Annotated in this window: 16 protein-coding genes and 3 pseudogenes; 7 read left to right on the forward strand and 12 right to left on the reverse strand. The window is 72.7% G+C overall.

All coding sequences use genetic code 11. The features are described 5' to 3' along the window. The first annotated feature begins 122 nt into the window (after positions 1 to 122). A complete protein-coding gene (locus MTR79_RS20170; protein ID WP_244791633.1) occupies positions 123 to 1,439 on the forward strand; it encodes an SMI1/KNR4 family protein in 1,317 nt (438 codons plus the stop codon). A gap of 250 nt (positions 1,440 to 1,689) precedes the next feature. Here MTR79_RS20170 and MTR79_RS20175 read toward each other — a convergent pair whose 3' ends face one another. Further along, positions 1,690 to 1,851: a hypothetical protein gene (locus tag MTR79_RS20175; protein ID WP_220450265.1), complete on the reverse strand. Its 162-nt coding sequence runs from the start codon at positions 1,849 to 1,851 to the stop codon at positions 1,690 to 1,692. A 279-nt stretch (positions 1,852 to 2,130) separates the two neighbouring features. Between MTR79_RS20175 and MTR79_RS20180 the strand changes: the two genes are divergently transcribed. Further along, complete coding sequence (locus MTR79_RS20180; RefSeq protein ID WP_048456497.1) at positions 2,131 to 2,409, forward strand: metal-sensitive transcriptional regulator; 279 nt, start codon at positions 2,131 to 2,133, stop codon at positions 2,407 to 2,409. A 24-nt stretch (positions 2,410 to 2,433) separates the two neighbouring features. On the opposite strand, the pseudogene MTR79_RS20185 reads toward MTR79_RS20180, so the two are convergent. The 3 genes and pseudogenes from MTR79_RS20185 to MTR79_RS20195 all read right to left on the reverse strand — a co-directional run. Continuing rightward, positions 2,434 to 2,692, reverse strand: a pseudogene (locus MTR79_RS20185) (TSUP family transporter); the annotation flags it as partial. A 23-nt stretch (positions 2,693 to 2,715) separates the two neighbouring features. Next, positions 2,716 to 2,874: pseudogene (locus tag MTR79_RS20190) on the reverse strand (rhodanese-like domain-containing protein); the annotation flags it as partial. Between the two features lie 36 nt (positions 2,875 to 2,910). Beyond that, positions 2,911 to 4,275 carry an MBL fold metallo-hydrolase gene (locus tag MTR79_RS20195; RefSeq protein WP_244791635.1) on the reverse strand — a complete coding sequence of 455 codons (1,365 nt, stop codon included), beginning with the start codon at positions 4,273 to 4,275 and terminating at the stop codon, positions 2,911 to 2,913. 185 nt (positions 4,276 to 4,460) lie between these two features. Between MTR79_RS20195 and MTR79_RS20200 the strand changes: the two genes are divergently transcribed. Beyond that, positions 4,461 to 4,856 carry a DUF302 domain-containing protein gene (locus tag MTR79_RS20200; protein ID WP_189363988.1) on the forward strand — a complete coding sequence of 132 codons (396 nt, stop codon included), beginning with the start codon at positions 4,461 to 4,463 and terminating at the stop codon, positions 4,854 to 4,856. 162 nt (positions 4,857 to 5,018) lie between these two features. On the opposite strand, the gene MTR79_RS20205 is transcribed toward MTR79_RS20200, so the two are convergent. The 6 genes from MTR79_RS20205 to MTR79_RS20230 all read right to left on the reverse strand — a co-directional run bounded on the left by MTR79_RS20205 (position 5,019) and on the right by MTR79_RS20230 (position 9,060). Continuing rightward, entirely contained in the window at positions 5,019 to 5,285 is a 267-nt protein-coding gene (locus tag MTR79_RS20205) for a metal-sensitive transcriptional regulator (RefSeq protein ID WP_048456494.1), read from the reverse strand. Between the two features lie 40 nt (positions 5,286 to 5,325). After that, positions 5,326 to 5,694, reverse strand: coding sequence for a thioredoxin (gene trxA, locus MTR79_RS20210; RefSeq protein ID WP_244791638.1), 369 nt, complete (start codon positions 5,692 to 5,694; stop codon positions 5,326 to 5,328). A 156-nt stretch (positions 5,695 to 5,850) separates the two neighbouring features. Continuing rightward, complete coding sequence (locus tag MTR79_RS20215; protein ID WP_244791640.1) at positions 5,851 to 6,711, reverse strand: sulfite exporter TauE/SafE family protein; 861 nt, start codon at positions 6,709 to 6,711, stop codon at positions 5,851 to 5,853. 5 nt (positions 6,712 to 6,716) lie between these two features. Next, complete coding sequence (locus MTR79_RS20220; RefSeq protein WP_086700516.1) at positions 6,717 to 7,298, reverse strand: rhodanese-like domain-containing protein; 582 nt, start codon at positions 7,296 to 7,298, stop codon at positions 6,717 to 6,719. After that, complete coding sequence (locus tag MTR79_RS20225; protein WP_244791641.1) at positions 7,295 to 8,698, reverse strand: MBL fold metallo-hydrolase; 1,404 nt, start codon at positions 8,696 to 8,698, stop codon at positions 7,295 to 7,297. The genes MTR79_RS20220 and MTR79_RS20225 overlap by 4 nt, the downstream gene beginning before the upstream one ends. Continuing rightward, positions 8,695 to 9,060, reverse strand: coding sequence for a rhodanese-like domain-containing protein (locus MTR79_RS20230; RefSeq protein WP_086700513.1), 366 nt, complete (start codon positions 9,058 to 9,060; stop codon positions 8,695 to 8,697). The genes MTR79_RS20225 and MTR79_RS20230 overlap by 4 nt, the downstream gene beginning before the upstream one ends. A 467-nt stretch (positions 9,061 to 9,527) precedes the next feature. Between MTR79_RS20230 and MTR79_RS20235 the strand changes: the two genes are divergently transcribed. The 3 genes and pseudogenes from MTR79_RS20235 (at position 9,528) to MTR79_RS20245 (ending at position 10,570) form a co-directional block, all read left to right on the forward strand. Then, positions 9,528 to 10,154, forward strand: a complete 627-nt coding sequence (locus MTR79_RS20235; protein ID WP_279953420.1) for a DsbA family protein — start codon at positions 9,528 to 9,530, stop codon at positions 10,152 to 10,154. Beyond that, positions 10,147 to 10,344: pseudogene (locus MTR79_RS20240) on the forward strand (cytochrome c biogenesis protein CcdA); the annotation flags it as partial. The gene MTR79_RS20235 and the pseudogene MTR79_RS20240, both read left to right, overlap by 8 nt. Before the next feature lie 22 nt (positions 10,345 to 10,366). Then, entirely contained in the window at positions 10,367 to 10,570 is a 204-nt protein-coding gene (locus tag MTR79_RS20245) for a hypothetical protein (protein WP_244793384.1), read from the forward strand. 339 nt (positions 10,571 to 10,909) lie between these two features. On the opposite strand, the gene MTR79_RS20250 is transcribed toward MTR79_RS20245, so the two are convergent. Next, complete coding sequence (locus tag MTR79_RS20250; RefSeq protein WP_244791643.1) at positions 10,910 to 12,208, reverse strand: phosphoesterase; 1,299 nt, start codon at positions 12,206 to 12,208, stop codon at positions 10,910 to 10,912. Positions 12,209 to 12,703: 495 nt separating this feature from the next. Between MTR79_RS20250 and MTR79_RS20255 the strand changes: the two genes are divergently transcribed. Then, positions 12,704 to 14,098, forward strand: a complete 1,395-nt coding sequence (locus MTR79_RS20255) for an MFS transporter (protein WP_086700507.1) — start codon at positions 12,704 to 12,706, stop codon at positions 14,096 to 14,098. Between the two features lie 51 nt (positions 14,099 to 14,149). On the opposite strand, the gene MTR79_RS20260 is transcribed toward MTR79_RS20255, so the two are convergent. Further along, positions 14,150 to 16,141 carry a GAF domain-containing protein gene (locus MTR79_RS20260; protein ID WP_244791645.1) on the reverse strand — a complete coding sequence of 664 codons (1,992 nt, stop codon included), beginning with the start codon at positions 16,139 to 16,141 and terminating at the stop codon, positions 14,150 to 14,152. Between the last annotated feature and the right edge of the window lie 14 nt (positions 16,142 to 16,155).

Genomic DNA, 16,155 nt, shown 5'->3' on the forward strand with positions numbered 1-16,155 from the left:
CCGGTTGCCCCGCGGGGAGAGCTCTATGCCTGTCGGGTCGTCAGTGGCGTACACGGGTGCCGATGGCGCCTGCGCCAGTCGGTGTCGTAGGGGGTGTCAGTGGCGGGTGACAGCATCGGCGCATGCTGACGGAGAACACGGTCCCGGGGAACGCGGACGTCGACTGGCGGACCTTCCTGCCGCGCTGGAGCGGCGAGTGGGCGGACGCCCTGCCGGACGACGAGGTGCGGGACGCGGACGACGAGGCCGCGCGGCGCTCGCGGTGGCTGGGCTTCCCGCCCGCGTCCGAGGAGCGGATCGCGGCGATGGAGAAGCGTCTGGGCCGGCGCATGCCGCCGTCGTACCGCTCCTTCCTCCAGGTCACCGACGGCTGGCGGCACGCGGGCGGCTTCGTGTGGCTGCTGGCGGGAACGGCGGACGCTCGCTGGCACGACAACGCGTCGGGACTGGCGGACCTGTTCGAGGAGTACCTGGAGGAGGACGCCGAACCGGAGGAACGGCGGGAGGCGGGTGTCTGGCGGCGCGGCCTCCAGCTCGACGTGGAGTCCGACGCGACGTACGTCCTGCTGGATCCGGAGGACGTGGACGACGACGGCGAATGGGCCGTGTACACGTGGGCGAGTTGGCGCGCGGACGCACCGGAGCGGTATCCGGACTTCCGGGCGTTCATGGAGGCGATGTTCCGCGAGTTCCACAGCCTCCGCTCCCACCGCGCGGGCGGAGGGCCGGAGTTCGTCAACGCCACCACGCGAGAGCTGGACGCCCGGGTGGAGGATGCCCGCCGGGACGCGCTGCACGGTGACTGGGAAAGGGCCCTGAAGACGCTGGACGAGGCCAAGGGGTACGGCAGACCGCGGGCCGCCGGCCTGGGCGACCAGATCCGCCGCCTGCTCGGCCTCACGTACATGGTGTACTTCCCGGGCCTGGTGACCGACCCGAGGTACGCCTCCGAGCTCCTGCCGCCCCTCGTCGCCGAGCACGCCGCCCGTTCCCACGACGACGCCGTCCTGACGAACCACCTGCGGGGTGCCGACGAAGCCTTGATGTCCCGCGCCAGGGCGATGCTGGACCAGGTACGCGCCGGCACGTACCGGTACACGGCCCCCGGTCCCTTCGGCGCGGCGGTCGACCGGGCACGCGAACTGGCCCGCCGGGGCGACACCGACCAGGCATGGCGTGCCCTGATCGACGCCCTGCCCCTGTGGCAGCCCTTGGGCCCGGATCACCTGGCCCCCCTCGGCTGGGTGACCGATCCGCTCCTCGGCCCGTTGCTGACTCCGGAACGAAGCCGTGCATTTCTGTCCACCCCGAGGGGCGGTCCGGCCGGGCGAGGCGTCCTCCCGGGCACCCGGCCCGGACCCGCCGGACCTGGACCGACCGGCGGACCCGGACAGGCACCGGACGCACGGCCTACCGCTTCGTCGCGGTGGAAGGGGTGACGCCCGAGGCCCTGCCCGGACGTCCGGGCGACGAGGACGCGCCGGACTCGGGGCTCGGCACGCCTGCGATGGGCGCTGCGGGACCCCGCCGCTGTCGGGGCAGGATGGTTCTTCGGCGGGCGCCGGGCCGGTGCTCGGTGATCCATCGGGCGGCGAGGAGCCCGAGGCGGCGGTGAGGACGGCGGCGGCGATGACGGTGGCGTTCAGGCCGAGGGCGTCGGCGACGAGGGCGCCGGGGCCGGCTCACTGGTCAGGCCGAACGTCTCGAGCCGATGAGCGGGACGGTGGTGCGCTCCAGACCGGCCAGGCCACCGACGCAGACGTTGACGATGACCAGCAGGGTGAACTGCAGCGAGTTCTCCCGCAGACCCAGCCGGACGGGCCGCCCGGCCGTGGTGGGCGTGGCGTTCACGGGCGGATCTCCTCCGTGCCTCGGGTGGGCCGCTGTCCGCGGGTGCTCACGTGACCGCCCGCCGCCGAGGACGGCGGCATGGATGCCGTCCGTCCGTTTCCTGAGACCGGCGACGGCCACGGCGTGCTCGCGGCGTAGGTTTTCGAGCGCTCGGCGGTCCGGGCGGGACCGATGGCGACGAGGGGCGCTCATGTGCGTGAGGTTGCTCTACGTCTTTTCGTCCGGGAGAAGCACCGAACGGGCTAACATACCCCAAGGGGTATGAATGAAGGAGGATGTGTGGAACTGGACATGGCGGCCGAGGAGCTGAAGAGCGTGCTCAACCGGCTGCGGCGGGCGCAGGGCCAGATCGCGGGGATCATCAAGATGATCGAGGAGGGGCGGGACTGCGAGGACGTGATCACGCAGCTCGCGGCGGTCTCCCGGGCCCTGGACCGGGCCGGCTTCGCGATCATCGCGACGGGGTTGCAGCACTGCATGGCCGAGGAGGGCCAGGTGGACGGCGACCGGGACCGGATGCGTGCCCGGCTGGAGAAGCTGTTCCTCTCGCTGGCCTGAGCGCGGCCCCGCCCGGGCGGCGTCTCACGTCACCCCGTCGGCGAGCATGAAGGCGGCCACGGCCAGCAGGACGACGGCGAAGACGCGTTGCAGGCGGGGTCCGGGGACCTTCACGGCGAGGCGTTTGCCGTCCCAGGCGCCCAGGACGGCGGTGGCGACGAAGGGGGCCGATCACCGCCCGGTCGAGGGAGACGGCGGCGCCCGAGCGGGTGGCGAGCGAGGCCAGGGAGTAGGCCGTGATGACCAGCAGGCTGGTGCCGACGGCGGCCCGCATCTCGAAGGCCCGGCGGCAGGGCGGCGCCGACCGCCGGCCGCCGGCCGGGACAGGGACAGGTGGACGGCGCCGGGCGCGTGCCCGGCCCTCCACTCCTGTGCCTCGCGCACGTCGAGCAGTACGGCGGTGCCGTCGCCGGTGCGGGCATGCTCGGGGGTGAGGCGGCCGGTGCCACGGCGGAAGAGGAACATGGTGGTGCCGTTGCCTTGCGTGAGCGGATGGGGTGATCAGTGGCGGGTCACGGTCAGGCCCGCCTCGCCGGCGGCGTCGAAGCCGTCGTCGACGGCGACCACGTCGCGGCCGGCGGCGTCCAGCAGGGAGGCGGCGATCGCCGCGCGCATCCCGCCGGCGCAGTGCACCCACACGGTCCCGGACGGCACCTCGTCGAGGCGGCCGTGCAACTCGTGGATCGGGATGTGCACCGCTCCCTCGACGTGGCCCGCGGCCCGTTCGGAGTCGCGGCGCACGTCCAGCACCACCACGTCCTCGCCGCGCTCGCGCACGCCGGCCAGGTCGGCGAAGCGGGCGCGCGGGAAGGAGGCGAGCTCCTCGCCGGCGCGTACCCAGCCGACCGGTTCACCGGTGGCGGCGGCGGCCGGGCGGTCGATGCCCACCCGTGCGAGTTCCCGCTGAGCGTCGGCGACATGTTCGGGAGTGTCGGCGAGCAGGGTGACGGGCTTGCCCCACGGGATCAGCCAGGCCAGGTAGGTGGCGAGCTTGCCGTCCCTCTCGAAGTTGAACGACCCGGCCACGTGCCCCTCGGCGAAGGCCGTGCGGCTGCGCAGGTCCACCACCCACTCGCCCGCCGCCAGCCGCCGCGCGATCTGCCCGGCGTCGGCCCGCTCCGGCGGGGTGAGGTCGACGGGCGCGGGCCCGGCGGTGTTGGCCGGGCCCATGTGCGCGTAGTACGCGGGCACGTCGTCGAGTCCGGCCAGCACCCGCTCCACGAAGGTGTCCACATCCAGGGTCAGCGCATCGTTGGCCTTGCGCTCCCCGCCGATCGTGGTCGAGTCCCCCTCGGCCTGCGAGGAGGAGCAGAAACTGCCGAAGCCGTGGGTGGGCAGCACCGGGACCTCGTCGTCCAGTTCGTCGGCCAGCCGGTGGGCGGAGGCGTGCTGGGCACGCGCCAGCTCCTCGGTCAGCCGCGGCTCGACCAGGTCCGGCCGGCCCACGGCACCGATCAGCAACGACCCGCCGGTGAACGCCGCCGCACCGCGCCCGTCCTCCTCCATGACGTAGGAGGTGTGGTGCGGGGTGTGCCCGGGGGTGGCGAGCGCGCGCAGCACCAGGCGCTCGTCCACCGTCACGGTGTCGCCGTCGGCCACCGGGGTACGGGCGAAGGACACCCGCGCACCGGCCGGCACCAGGTAGGAGGCGCCGGTCACCCGGGCCAGCTCCAGGCCGCCGGTGACGTAGTCGTTGTGCACATGGGTCTCTGCCACATAGGCGATGCGCACCCCGCGCTTCGCCGCTGCGGCGATCACCTGGTCGATGTCGCGCGGCGGATCGACGACCACCGCGCCGCGGGCGCCGCCGGCCAGGTAGCTGCGGTTGCCCAGGCCCTCGATTTCCAGGGTGTCGACGAAGAACACGGCTGCGGCTCCTCCAGAAGGACTGTATACCTCGGGGGGTATCCGGTTCACTCACCCTGACAGAGATACAGGGGGCTTTTCCGGTCTCCGTCCGGATGGCTCGTCCGGTATTGCGTTCACCGCGGCGGGTACCCGCCGGGGTATCAAGGCAACCAGGCATTCAGCATCGAAGGGATCAGCGCACCGTGGCTTACGACCGCACCGTCCGCCTGACCGACACGGACTTCGGCACTGCCGTCGCCGCTGTCCGCCGAGCCCTGGCCGACCAGGGGTTCGGCGTCCTCACCGAGATCGACGTGCGGGCCACCCTGAAGGCCAAGCTCGACCATGACATGGAGGACTACTTGATCCTGGGCGCCTGCAACCCGCCCCTGGCCCACCGGGCGCTGGAGGCCGACCGTTCCATCGGACTGCTTCTGCCCTGCAACGTCGTCGTCCGTCGCGACGGCGACCATGCGCTCGTCCAGGCTCTCGACCCGGGCACCATGGTCACCCTCACCGGACTCGACGCCCTCGCGCCCGTCGCCGACGAGGCCACCGCCCGCCTGGACGCGGCCTTGAGTTCCCTGTCCGCCGCCTGACCCACCCAGACCAGGGGGCACGTGCGGCAGGGCCGGCCGGTGGCCACGTGCGCCAGGACCGCTGTGCAGCGGCAGTCCGCCGGCCACGGAACCGGGGAGGACGGCAGGGCCACGGGGAGGTGCTCCGCCACGGGTGTCCTCATCTGGCCGGAGCCGAGTGTTTCAGGAAAGGGAGAGGAAGAGCTTCTCCATCTTCTGGGTGTCGAGGCTGTCGGCGCCGCCCTCCTGGGTCAGGCACTCCTTGAGGCCGCTGGCGACGATGGCGAAGCCGGCGCGGTCCAGCGCGCGGTTGACCGCGGCGAGCTGGGTGACGACGTCCTCGCAGTCGCGTCCTTCTTCCAGCATGCGTACGACGCCGGCGAGCTGGCCCTGGGCGCGCTTGAGGCGGTTGGCGGCCGACCGTACCTGGTCGGCGGGGAGCTGGACCATGGGGTGTCCTCTCGAAGGGCCGGCCGGGGGCCGGCGGTGGTCACTGGCTCGAGCGCTGGGTGGCGAGGGAGGCTCGGACCTCCTCCATGTCGAGCTCGCGGACGGAGGCGATCAGCCGGTCCAGGGCTTGGGGCGGCAGGGCGCCGGGCTGGGAGAAGACCAGGACGCCTTCGCGGAAGGCCATCAGAGTGGGGATCGAGGTGATGTCCGCGGCGCTGGCGAGGGCCTGCTCGGTCTCGGTGTCGACCTTGCCGAAGACGATGTCGGAGTGGGCCTCGGAGGCCTTCTCGTAGACGGGGGCGAACATCCGGCACGGTCCGCACCAGGCGGCCCAGAAGTCGACGAGGACGATGTCGTTGCCGGTGACGGTGTTCTCGAAGTCGGCGGCGGTGAGTGCGACGGTGCTCATGGGGAGATTCCTTCCGTTTCGCCGAAGGAGCGGCTTTCATACCCCCTGGGGTAAGGAACACCGGAACGGGACGGGGGCATTCCCCGGACGGCACGACATGCCGCTGCCCCGGCGCGCCGAAGGGGGTGCGCCGGGGCAGCAGGGGTTCGGTGTCCGCTAGGTCCCGCGGACGGCGCGTCGCAGCGGGCAGCGGGCGACGAAGCCGTAGCAGACGCCCGCTCCGGCGCCCAGCGCGGCGAGGGCGGCGAGGATCGGGACCGCGATGTGGGCGGGCGCCTGCTGGAGCAGGACGAAGGTGCCCATGGCCAGCACGAACCAGGCGAAGAGACGGGAGAGGACGTGGGCGGGGACGCGGCCGGCCAGCCGCGCTCCGACAAAGCTGCCGACGACGGCGAACCCGGTGACGGCCAGGGTCAGGGTCCAGTCGATCTGGACGCTCGACAGGTAGCCGGCGAAGCCCGCGGCGGACTTCATGGCGATGACCAGCAGTGAGGTGCCGACGGCCACCGGCATCGGCAGGCCGCCCAGCAGGGCCAGGGCGGGGACGACGAGGAAGCCGCCGCCCGCGCCCACCAGACCGGTGGCCAGGCCGACGGCCGCGCCGTCCAGCAGGACCCGCCCCACCGGGAGCCGCTCGGGGGCCCGGTCGGGGTCGACGTTCCTGCGGCCCCGGAGCATGGCGGCGGCGGTGACGATCATCATGACCGCGAAGGCGATCAGCAGCACGACGTCGGGGATGCGGCCGCCGACGAGCCCGCCGGTGTAGGCGCCGGCCATGCCGGCCGCTCCGAACAGGACGCCCGTGCGCCAGCGGACCCGTCCGCCGCGGGCATGGCTGACCATGCCCACGGCGGAGGTGACGCCGACGACGAACAGTGAGGTGGCGATGGCCTCCTTGGCGTCCATGCCCGCGACGTAGACCAGCAGCGGCACGGTCAGGATCGACCCGCCTCCCCCGAGCAGTCCGAGGGAGACGCCGACCAGCAGCGCGAGAACGAGGACGAGCGTCAGCGTCATGACGGTCACCTGCCGTCGGCGAGCTGGGCGACGGCCTTGCGCGGGTCGAAGGACGGGGTGCGGTTCCACGGCATCTTCGACAGCATCACGCCCATGGCGCAGGTGTTGCTGATCGCGGCGAAGGCGAGCCCGCCGCCGACGAACGCGGACAGTGCCTGCAGGCCGGGAACGACGAAGCTGCCGAGGGCGCCGACCAGCACCAGGGAGCCGGCGACCAGGCGGACCTGGCGCTCCATGTCCCAGCGCTCCTGGCCGTAGTTGGTCGGGGCGCCGGACTTCTCCCAGGCCGTCATGCCGCCCGACAGGACCGCGAGGCCGGGAAGCCCGGCCTCGGCGAGGGCCCGTTCGGCCTGGCCGGCACGCCGGCCGGAGCGGCACACCAGCACCACGTCGGTGTCCAGGTGCTTCGTCAGCTCCTCGCGGTGTTCGCGCAGGGTGTCGAGCGGGACGTTGTAGGAGCCGGGAATGTGCGCTCCCTCGTACTCGGCGGGGGTGCGGACGTCGAGCAGCCGGGGAGGGTTGGCCGAGTCGAGCCGGGTGCGCAGTTCGTCGATGGTCAGGCCGCGAGGGGTGGTCGGGGTGGTCACGCGGTGATCTCCTGTCGGTTGTCGTGAGGCTCGGGAGTGTCGGAGGCGAGGGGGCACAGCCCGAGGTCGAGGGCGTGGTCGAAGCTGTCGTCGACGGCGACGACGTCACGGCCGCGGGCGTGGAGCAGCGCGGCGACGACCCCGGCGCGGTAGCCGCCGGCGCAGTGCACCCAGACGCGGCCCGCGGGGATCTCCTCGAGGCGGCCCGGCACCTCGTGGATGGGGATGTGCACCGAGCCCGGGATGTGCGCCTCGGTGCGCTCCTGGTCGCGGCGCACGTCCAGGACGACGAACTCGTCACCGCCGGTCAGGGCGCTCTTGAGGTCGCCGAAGGTGGCGCGCTCGTAGGCGGCCAGGGTCGCGCCGCCTGCCCAGTCCTCGGGTCCGCCGGTGGCCATGGCGGCCGGGCGGTCGATGCCGATGCGGACGAGCTCGCGCTGAGCCTCGGCCACGTCCTCGGCGGTCTCGCCCAGCAGGGTGAGGGGGGTACCCCACGGGATCAGCCACCCCAGGTAGGTGACGAACTGGCCGTCCAGGCCGAAGTTGAGGCTGCCGGCCACGTGCCCGGCGGCGAAAGCCGTGCGGTCGCGCAGGTCCACCACCCATTCCCCGGCGTCGATCCGGCGCCGCAGCTCGGCCGGGTCGGCGACGGACGGCGCGGACAGGTCCGGCTTGCCGGGCCCACCGGAGTTGGCCGCGCCCATGTGGGCGTAGTAGGCCGGGTAGGCGTCCAGGCCCGCCAGGAGCTGGGCGACGTAGGCCTCCTCGTCGGCGGTCAGCGCGGTGTTGGTGCGCTTCTCCTCGCCGATGGTGCTGGCCAGGCCGGTGGCCTGGGTGGCGGAGCAGAACGAGCCGAACCCGTGGGTGGGGTAGACGGCCGTCTCGTCCGGCAGTTCCTCGGCCAGCCGGCGCGCCGAGCGCCACTGGGCGCGCACCAGGGTGTCGGTGTGGTCCGGGCCGAGCAGATCGGGGCGTCCGGTGGTGCCGTACAGCAGGGAACCGCCGGTGAACACCGCGACCTGCTCCCCGTCGGCCTCGAGGGCGTAGGAGAGGTGGGTGTGGGTGTGGCCCGGGGTGTGGATCACCCGCACCCGCATGGTGTCGCCGACCTCGATGACCTGGCCGTCGCGGACGGGGGTCCGCTCGTAGGAGACCTCGTCGTCGGCGTTCACCAGGTACTGGGCGCCCACCTCGCGGGCCAGGGCCAGGCCGCCGGTGACGTAGTCGTTGTGGATGTGCGTCTCGAACACGTGGGTGATCCGTACTCCGGCGGCGTCGGCCAGCGCGGTGACGCGGTCGTAGTCGCGCTGAGGGTCGACCACCAGGGCCACAGAGCCGTCGTGGGCGAGGTAGGTGCGGTCCCCCAGACCGGGGGTCTCGACGGGCAGAACGGTGATCATCGCGTCTCCTCGGTGGTGGCTGGGGCGGTGGAGGCGGTGGGGGTGCCAGGCTCGTCGCCGGTGACCGCGGGGCGGCCGGCGGCGATCCAGGCGGCGGTGCCGCCGCTGACGCTGTGGGCGTCGTAGCCCAGGTCGCGGAGCAGGGAGGTCGCCTGTGCGCTGCGGCCGCCGCCCTGACAGATGACGTGGACCGGCCGGTCCTTGGGCAGTTCGGCGAGGGCCGGCGGGAGGTCGGGCAGCGGTGCCGACCGGGCGCCGGGGACGTGGCCGGCGCGGTACTCGCCGCGGTTGCGGACGTCGATGACGAGGACGCCCGTCGCGTGCGCCTCGGCAAACCTCTGCTGGTCGATCTCGGGAACCATGCGGGGAACTCCTGCTCGCTTACCTTCAGTGATACCCGGGGGGGTATGCATGAGCTCAACCGTAGCAGGATCCGGTTTATGCCCCGGGGGGTATTCGGAAGCGATGTGCCTCACTCGGCCGGGGCTCCGCGCCCGCCATGGAACGGAGGAGGCGACGGACGGGGTGCTGCGCCGCTCCGCAAGCAAGCCGGGAGCACGCCCGTGAGGGCCTGAGTGCGAGGCGAGGGACGCGTGCACGGATTCCGTGCTGTGCTGCCTTCTGGTTCCGGCCGCCGTGCTGCTGTCGTCCCTGTGCGGGACGGGGCAGTCCGCGACGGAATCCGTCCACGCCCAACCGGCTTCCGCCGCAGTCGACATACGGCCCGCAGTGGGCCCTCTCGTCGGCGAGACCGCTGGGGAGCAGGGCGGCAGCGAGACCGCTGGGGAGCAGGGCGGCAGCGAGACCGCTGGGGAGCAGGGCGGCGTCGATGTCCGCGAAGCCGATGACCCCTGAGGCACAGGAGCCGGCCAACCCGGAACTGCTCGCCCTGGCCCGCCGGGACACCGCCGATCCGCTCGTCCTCGGCAGTCCGGACGCACCCGTCGTGCTGATCGAGCACTCCGACTTCCAGTGCACCTTCTGCGGCCGCTTCGCCCGCGAGACCAAGCCGGCCCTGGTCCGCGACTACGTCGACAAGGGCATCCTGCGCATCGAGTGGCGCGACTTCCCCGCCTTCGGCGCCGAGTCCGACCAGGCCGCACGAGCCGGCTGGGCGGCCGGACGGCAGAACCGCTTCTGGCAGTTCCACGACGAGGCCTACGCCGAACCGCGCCGCCGCAACGCGGGCGACTTCGGCGAGGACGATCACCTCGCCACGGCCCGCCAGGCCGGCGTCGAGGGCCTCGCACGGTTCGAGAAGGACATGGCCTCCGACGCCGCCCACCAGGCGGTCACCCGCGAGAGCGACGAGGGCTACGGCATCGGCGTCACCAGCACCCCCGCCTTCCTGATCAACGGCCGGCCCGTGCTCGGCGCGCAGCCCACGGACGTCTTCACCGACGTCATCGACGAGGCGGCCGAACAGGCCCGGCAGCAGGAAGACGGCGATGAGTGACCCGGGCGTGCTGGTCGCCTTCCTCGGCGGCCTGCTGGCCCTCCTCAGCCCCTGCTCGGCGCTGCTGCCGTCCTTCTTCGCCTACTCCTCCACCAGCCGCACCCGGCTCCTGGGCCGTACGGCACTTTTCTACGCCGGACTCTGCCTCGCCCTGGTGCCACTGGGCGTGGCCGGCTCCTTCGCCGGACGGCGGCACCTCGGCGCTGCCGTCGTTGACGGGAGTGAACGCGGAGTTCACCTGGGAGGAACGCCTCTCCCGGTGGGCGGGCGCGGTCCCCGACCGCACCCTGCTGCTCGGGCTGTCCACCGTCGCGGCCCTCGCCTCCCTGCTGCGCACCCGGCCCGGGCGGAAGGAGGAACGGCACCCGTCGGCGGAGAACGTCCATGCGGACGGCACCGGGAAGGAACACCGCTGACCCACCCAGGTCCTGGGAGGACCCCCTTCTGGGCTCCCCCAGGACGCCGGGCAGGCAAGCGGCAACGAGTCCCAAGTCCAGCCCCGTCCGGACAGGGCCACAGGCTCCGCCATCGGCGCGGTGAGGGGTGATGGGTCAGCCGACGGTGAAGCTGCCCTTCAAGCCCTGGCCGGCGTGTTCGCCGTCGCCGGACGTCGGTGGGGCCCCCGGACCTGAATGCCATAGCCCACGAACTCGACCACCGTCTCCGCAGGACCCATGGGTATCGCACCGCGGCGTGACGAGATGCGCCATGCGCGAGCTGGCCGGCCGTGACGCCGGGACGTCACCGGAGAGGCACTAGCGAACCTGGACGAACACCGGATTCGAGTAGAACCACAGATCGTCCCAGGGGCTCTCCAGCCCGTCGGCGAGCGGTTCGGCCTCGTCGGTGCTCGTGCCGCGCACGCGCGCGTAGAGGTCGGTCTCGACGTTGCGCAGGGTGTGCCTGATGACGTGCTCGTGCCCCTGCTTGTGCCAGTCGCGGGGACCGAACCGTGCCACGACCTCGGTGGTGGGGTTGGTGTCGGAGTCGAGGTCGGCGCTCGGACCCGTGACCTGTCCGACGATGAGGTCGACGCGCCGGACCTCCGGATGGTCACCGTTGGCGTTCCTGCCCGCCAGCGGCCGGAATCTGATCTCGATGTCGACATCGGTGCGGTTGCGGCGGCTCACGGTGAGGGTCTCCCCCATGGCCGCGCTGCGGTGCCGGCTGCTCGCGGTGAGGTCGAGGCTGGTGATCAGGTCGCCCGTGCCGACCCAGATCCGGCCGCTGCGCAGACCGTCCATGATGTCGGCGTAGTCCTGGCGGGCCAGCACGTAGGTCTTGCTGTACTCGCCGGGCCAGAAGTCGGAACCGCCGCGCGTCCAGTGCACGTGCGAGTCCGACGTCGCGGTGATCCACCAGCGCCGGCCCTCCCCGAGCAGCGCGTCCCACAGCCCGCCTACCCGGGCCGTCATCTGGTCGAAGCCGCCGTGGGTCGGGTAGTTGCCGTAGCCGCCGCGCGCCCCGCCGTTGAGCGGGCCTGCCTGGTGGCCGGGGGCTCCCTCGAAGCCGACATAGATGTCCGGCGCGACGTTGTTGCCGTTGCGGAACTCGCGAGGGGTGTCCTGTCCGTAGACGCCGAGGCCGGTGGCGGAGCGGGAGGCGTGGTGGGCGATCACCAGCGGCTTGTTCCGCATGTCCTTCGCGGCCTTCAGGAACTCGATCATCTTGGCCTCGGTGTCACGGCCCGGATCGGCGGGAAAGGCGTCACGCTTGGCGAAACGGCTCTCCAGCTCGTACAGCTGCTGCGCCTCGTCCTTGTGGTGAGGGATCATCAGCGTGTGGTGGTCCAGGGCCGGAGCGTCGAACTCCATCCCCCAGAACTGCAGCACGTCGGGTACGAGTTGGCGGGAGAGCAGGAGGTCCGGGTACGCCTGCTCCAGGTTCACCTTCGAGTGCGTCGGGCCGCCGTGGTCGGTGCACATGGCCCAGGTGAGCCCGAAGTGCTTCGCCATGATCGCGTTGGTGACGATCGGATAGACCGCGTCGGCGCCCTTGCGGAACGTGGGCGGATTGGTCGACGTGTCGTAGGAGCCGCTGTACTCCGAGTGCACGTGGTGGTCTCCCGCACGCCACACTCTGCCGCGAGAGCCGCCGCCGTGTCTGCGGTTGTCACCAGCGTCCGCTACCGCGGGGGCTGCCGCGGCGAGCGGGCTCGCGGCGACGAACGTCGCCCCCACTCCCGCGTACTTGACCAGCTGGCGCCGGGAGACTTCCGCAGCCGCGCCATTCTCGACGTTGTGGTCCTTCACCGGAGAAACCTCTCGTTCAACGATCGTGAGCATGCCTGGTCGGCAGTCTCGAAGCGCATACTGAACGCGGCGTGAACGAGGAGGGGAGCACCGCGAACGAGTGCACGGCCGCACTAAGGGTGTTCGACGACTGACCGCACGGCGGTGCGAAGCCAGCGACCTTTCCACGACCGGCATGGTGGCCGCACGCATAGCCGACCCCCGAACTATGGTGCCCCGCCACATGTGCGCCTGACCTGCGGATTCCTACGGTGTGGCGACACGCAAACGTCCCCGCAACGCCAGGAAGTGGTGCCGATGTCGTCGCCCGCAGCCGCTCCACCAGCCCCGAACAACCTCAAGCGCATCGTCGCCGCGTCCCTCATCGGCACCACCATCGAGTGGTACGACTTCTTCCTCTACGGGTCGGCCGCCGCGCTCGTCTTCAACGAGCTGTTCTTCCCGGACTCCGATCCACTGGTCGGCACGCTGCTGTCGTTCCTGACGTACGCCGTCGGGTTCGCCGCGCGGCCGATCGGCGCGCTGGTGTTCGGGCACTACGGCGACCGGCTCGGGCGCAAGAAGCTGCTGGTGCTGAGCCTGCTGATGATGGGCGGGGCGACCTTCGCCATCGGTCTGATGCCCACGCACGCCACCATCGGCAGCATGGCGCCGATCCTGCTGACCGTGCTGCGGCTGGTGCAGGGTTTCGCGCTCGGCGGTGAGTGGGGCGGCGCCGTGCTGCTGGTGTCCGAGCACGGTGACGCGCGCCGGCGCGGGTTCTGGGCGTCGTGGCCGCAGACCGGCGCGCCGGCCGGGCAGTTGCTGGCGACCGGTGTGCTGGCGCTGCTGACCGCCGTGCTGTCGGAGTCGGCGTTCGGCGCCTGGGGCTGGCGGATCCCGTTCCTGCTGTCCGGTGTCCTGGTGATCGTCGGTCTCTGGATCCGGCTCTCCGTCGACGAGTCACCGGTGTTCAAGGAGGCGCTGAAGCGTGCCGAGGCGCGCAAGACGGAGAACGCCCCCGCCGAGCGCATGCCGCTCGTCGCCGTGCTCAAGCACCACTGGCGTGACGTCCTGGTGGCGATGGGCGCGCGGATGGCGGAGAACATCAGCTACTACGTGATCACCGCGTTCATCCTGGTGTACGCCACCACCTCGGCCGGGGTGTCCAAGCAGACCGCGCTCAACGCCGTGCTCATCGCCTCCGCGGTGCATTTCGCCGTGATTCCCGCGTGGGGCGCGCTGTCCGACCGCTGGGGCCGCCGCCCCGTGTATCTCATCGGTGCGGTCGGCGTGGGTCTGTGGATGTTCCCGTTCTTCGCGCTCATCGACACCGGCGGCTTCGGCGCCCTGCTGCTCGCGGTGACCGTGGGTCTCGTCATGCACGGCGCGATGTACGCGCCGCAGGCGGCCTTCTTCTCCGAGATGTTCGCGACCCGGATGCGCTACTCCGGCGCCTCCATCGGCGCGCAGTTCGCCTCGGTCGCCGCCGGCGCCCCCGCCCCGCTGATCGCCACCGCGCTGCTGTCGGACTACGGCACCTCCACCCCGATCGCCCTCTACGTCATCGCCGCGAGCCTGCTCACGGTCGTCGCGATCCTGGCGGCCAAGGAGACCCGGCACCGGGATCTCACCGACGTGTCCCCCGAGACGGAGGACGGGTCGAGCGCCCCGGTCACGACCGGGAGGACGGAGGACGCGCGCGCCCTCTGATCCCCGCCCGTACGCCCCCGGCCCTCGCGTCCGCTTTCGGCGGCGCGGGGGTCAGTGCTGTCCGGGCGGCGGCTGCGTGACGCCGGACAGGCGGTGCAGGCGCAGGGCCAGCTGTATCTCCAGGGCGCGCTCCGGGCTCTGCCAGTCGTCGCCGAGGAGCCGGCCGACCCGGTCCAGGCGCTGCGCCACGGTGTTGACGTGGACGTGCAGTTCGTCCTTGGTGCGGGCCGGACTCATCCCGCACGCGAAGTAGGCGTCCAGCGTGCGCAGCAGCTCCGTGCCGCGCCGCTCGTCGTAGGCCACGACTCCGCCGATGGTGCGGTCCACGAAGCCGGCGATGTCCCGCTCCCCCGCGAGCAGCAGACCGAGGAACCCGAAGTCCTCGGCGGCGGACCCGTCGCCCGCGCGGCCGAGCAGCCGCAGGGTGTCGAGACAGCGCCGGGCCTCCGCGTACGCCGAGGCCACCGTGTCCGGGCGGGCGAGGAGCCGGCCGACCGGGGCCGACGCACCGACCGTGACCGGTTCGTGCACGGCGGTGCCCAGCTCGCGGGCGGTGCGGCGGGCCAGGCCCGTGGCGGTGTCGCCGGGGGTGAGCGGCAGCAGCAGGACCGTGCCCCCGTCGCGGGCGGCGGCGAGGCCGTGCCGCGTCGCGGCGAGGTGGGAGGCGGCCGCCCACAGGCGTCTGCGGGCGTCGGCCTCCTGGTCGGCGTCGGCGGCGCCGCCTTCCAGCCGGGCGGCGAGCACCGCGTGCGTGGCGTCGAGGTCCGCGCGCAGCCTGGTGGCCCGGTCCCGCAGCAGACGAGGGTCGCGGTCGCGGGCGTCGAGCAGGTCGTCGAGCAGCTCGCCGCGGACGCGCTGCTCCGCCTCGGCGGCGGAGCGTCGGGCCAGCAGCAGCAGCGAGGTGACCATGGCGGCGCGCTCCAGGGTGCGCTGGTCGACGGGGTCGAGGCCCGGATGGCCGCGCAGCACGAGCGCGCCGAGCAGTTCGTCCCCGGCGGCGACGGCGGCGATCCAGTCGTCCCCGTGCCGCACGGCGTGGCCCTCGGCCCGGGAGCAATCCAGGGCGCGGGCGGGTGCCGCCGGTGCCTCGGTGAACTCGACGGTGCCGTCCAGCACCTCGGAGACGGCGGCGGCCACGTCGTGCACCCCGCCGCCGCGCAGGACCAGCTCGGCCAGCCGGTCGTGGACGTCGGAGGCGCGCTCGATGACGGCGCTGCGGTCCTGGATGATCTCGTTGGCCCGCTCCAGGCCGCTGAGGGCCTCGCGGGTCTCGGCGAGCAGGTTGGCCGTGTCGATCGCGGCCGCGGCGAGCGCCGCGAAGGAGCCGAGCAGGGCGATCTGCTCCCGCTCGAACACGCGGGAGCGGCGGTCGGCGGCGAACAGCACCCCGATGACATGGTCCCCGAGCGTCAGGGGCACCCCGAGGATCGCGACGAGCCCTTCGTCGCGCACCCCGCTGTCGATGGAGTGGGTGTGCTGGAAGCGGTCGTCGCGGAAGTAGTCGTCCGTGACGTACGGCCGGGCGGTCTGGGCGACGAGGCCGCCGAGTCCCTCGCCCATGCCGAGGCGCAGCTGCTGGAAGCGGGCCGCCACCGAGCCCTCGGTGACCCGCATGTAGGTGTCGCCCCGCTCCGGGTCGTTGAGGCTGAGGTAGGCGACGTCGGTGCCGAGCAGGGAGCGGGCGCGCTGCACGATCGCGCGCAGCACGGCGTCCAGGTCGCGCAGCCCGGCGAGGTCGTGGGCGGTCTCGAACAGGGCGGACAGCTCGGCCTCCCTGCGGCGGCGCCCCTCGATCTCGGAGCGCACGCGCAGGGCGAGCAGCTTGGCCCGCTCCAGGGCCGCGACCCGCTCGGCGGGGCGGCCCTCGGCGCGGGCGAGCAGCACGGGCTGCTCGTAGGCCTCGGCGGCGGCGCCGCGGGCGAGCAGCTGCAGGAACGGCGCCTCCGCGCCGTCGGCGGCGGGCCGGCCGGCGTCGGGGCGGGACCGGTCCGCCGCAGCGGCGGAGGCGGGCCGGTCGGCGGACTGCAGGTGATCGCGGGGCATGGGTCTCAGGATTC

Source organism: Streptomyces sp. BJ20 (assembly GCF_022869105.1).
Lineage (GTDB): Bacteria > Actinomycetota > Actinomycetes > Streptomycetales > Streptomycetaceae > Streptomyces > Streptomyces griseoincarnatus.

Excerpts from the sequence above, each read along its gene's own strand:
- MTR79_RS20215 (WP_244791640.1), bottom strand. The coding sequence starts at position 6,711 with ATGACGCTGACGCTCGTCCTCGTTCTCGCGCTGCTGGTCGGCGTCTCC.
- MTR79_RS20225 (WP_244791641.1), bottom strand. The coding sequence starts at position 8,698 with ATGATCACCGTTCTGCCCGTCGAGACCCCCGGTCTGGGGGACCGCACC.
- MTR79_RS20255 (WP_086700507.1), top strand. The coding sequence starts at position 12,704 with ATGTCGTCGCCCGCAGCCGCTCCACCAGCCCCGAACAACCTCAAGCGC.
- MTR79_RS20170 (WP_244791633.1), top strand. The coding sequence starts at position 123 with ATGCTGACGGAGAACACGGTCCCGGGGAACGCGGACGTCGACTGGCGG.
- MTR79_RS20235 (WP_279953420.1), top strand. The coding sequence starts at position 9,528 with ATGTCCGCGAAGCCGATGACCCCTGAGGCACAGGAGCCGGCCAACCCG.
- trxA (WP_244791638.1), bottom strand. The coding sequence starts at position 5,694 with ATGAGCACCGTCGCACTCACCGCCGCCGACTTCGAGAACACCGTCACC.
- MTR79_RS20205 (WP_048456494.1), bottom strand. The coding sequence starts at position 5,285 with ATGGTCCAGCTCCCCGCCGACCAGGTACGGTCGGCCGCCAACCGCCTC.
- MTR79_RS20260 (WP_244791645.1), bottom strand. The coding sequence starts at position 16,141 with ATGCCCCGCGATCACCTGCAGTCCGCCGACCGGCCCGCCTCCGCCGCT.
- MTR79_RS20230 (WP_086700513.1), bottom strand. The coding sequence starts at position 9,060 with ATGGTTCCCGAGATCGACCAGCAGAGGTTTGCCGAGGCGCACGCGACG.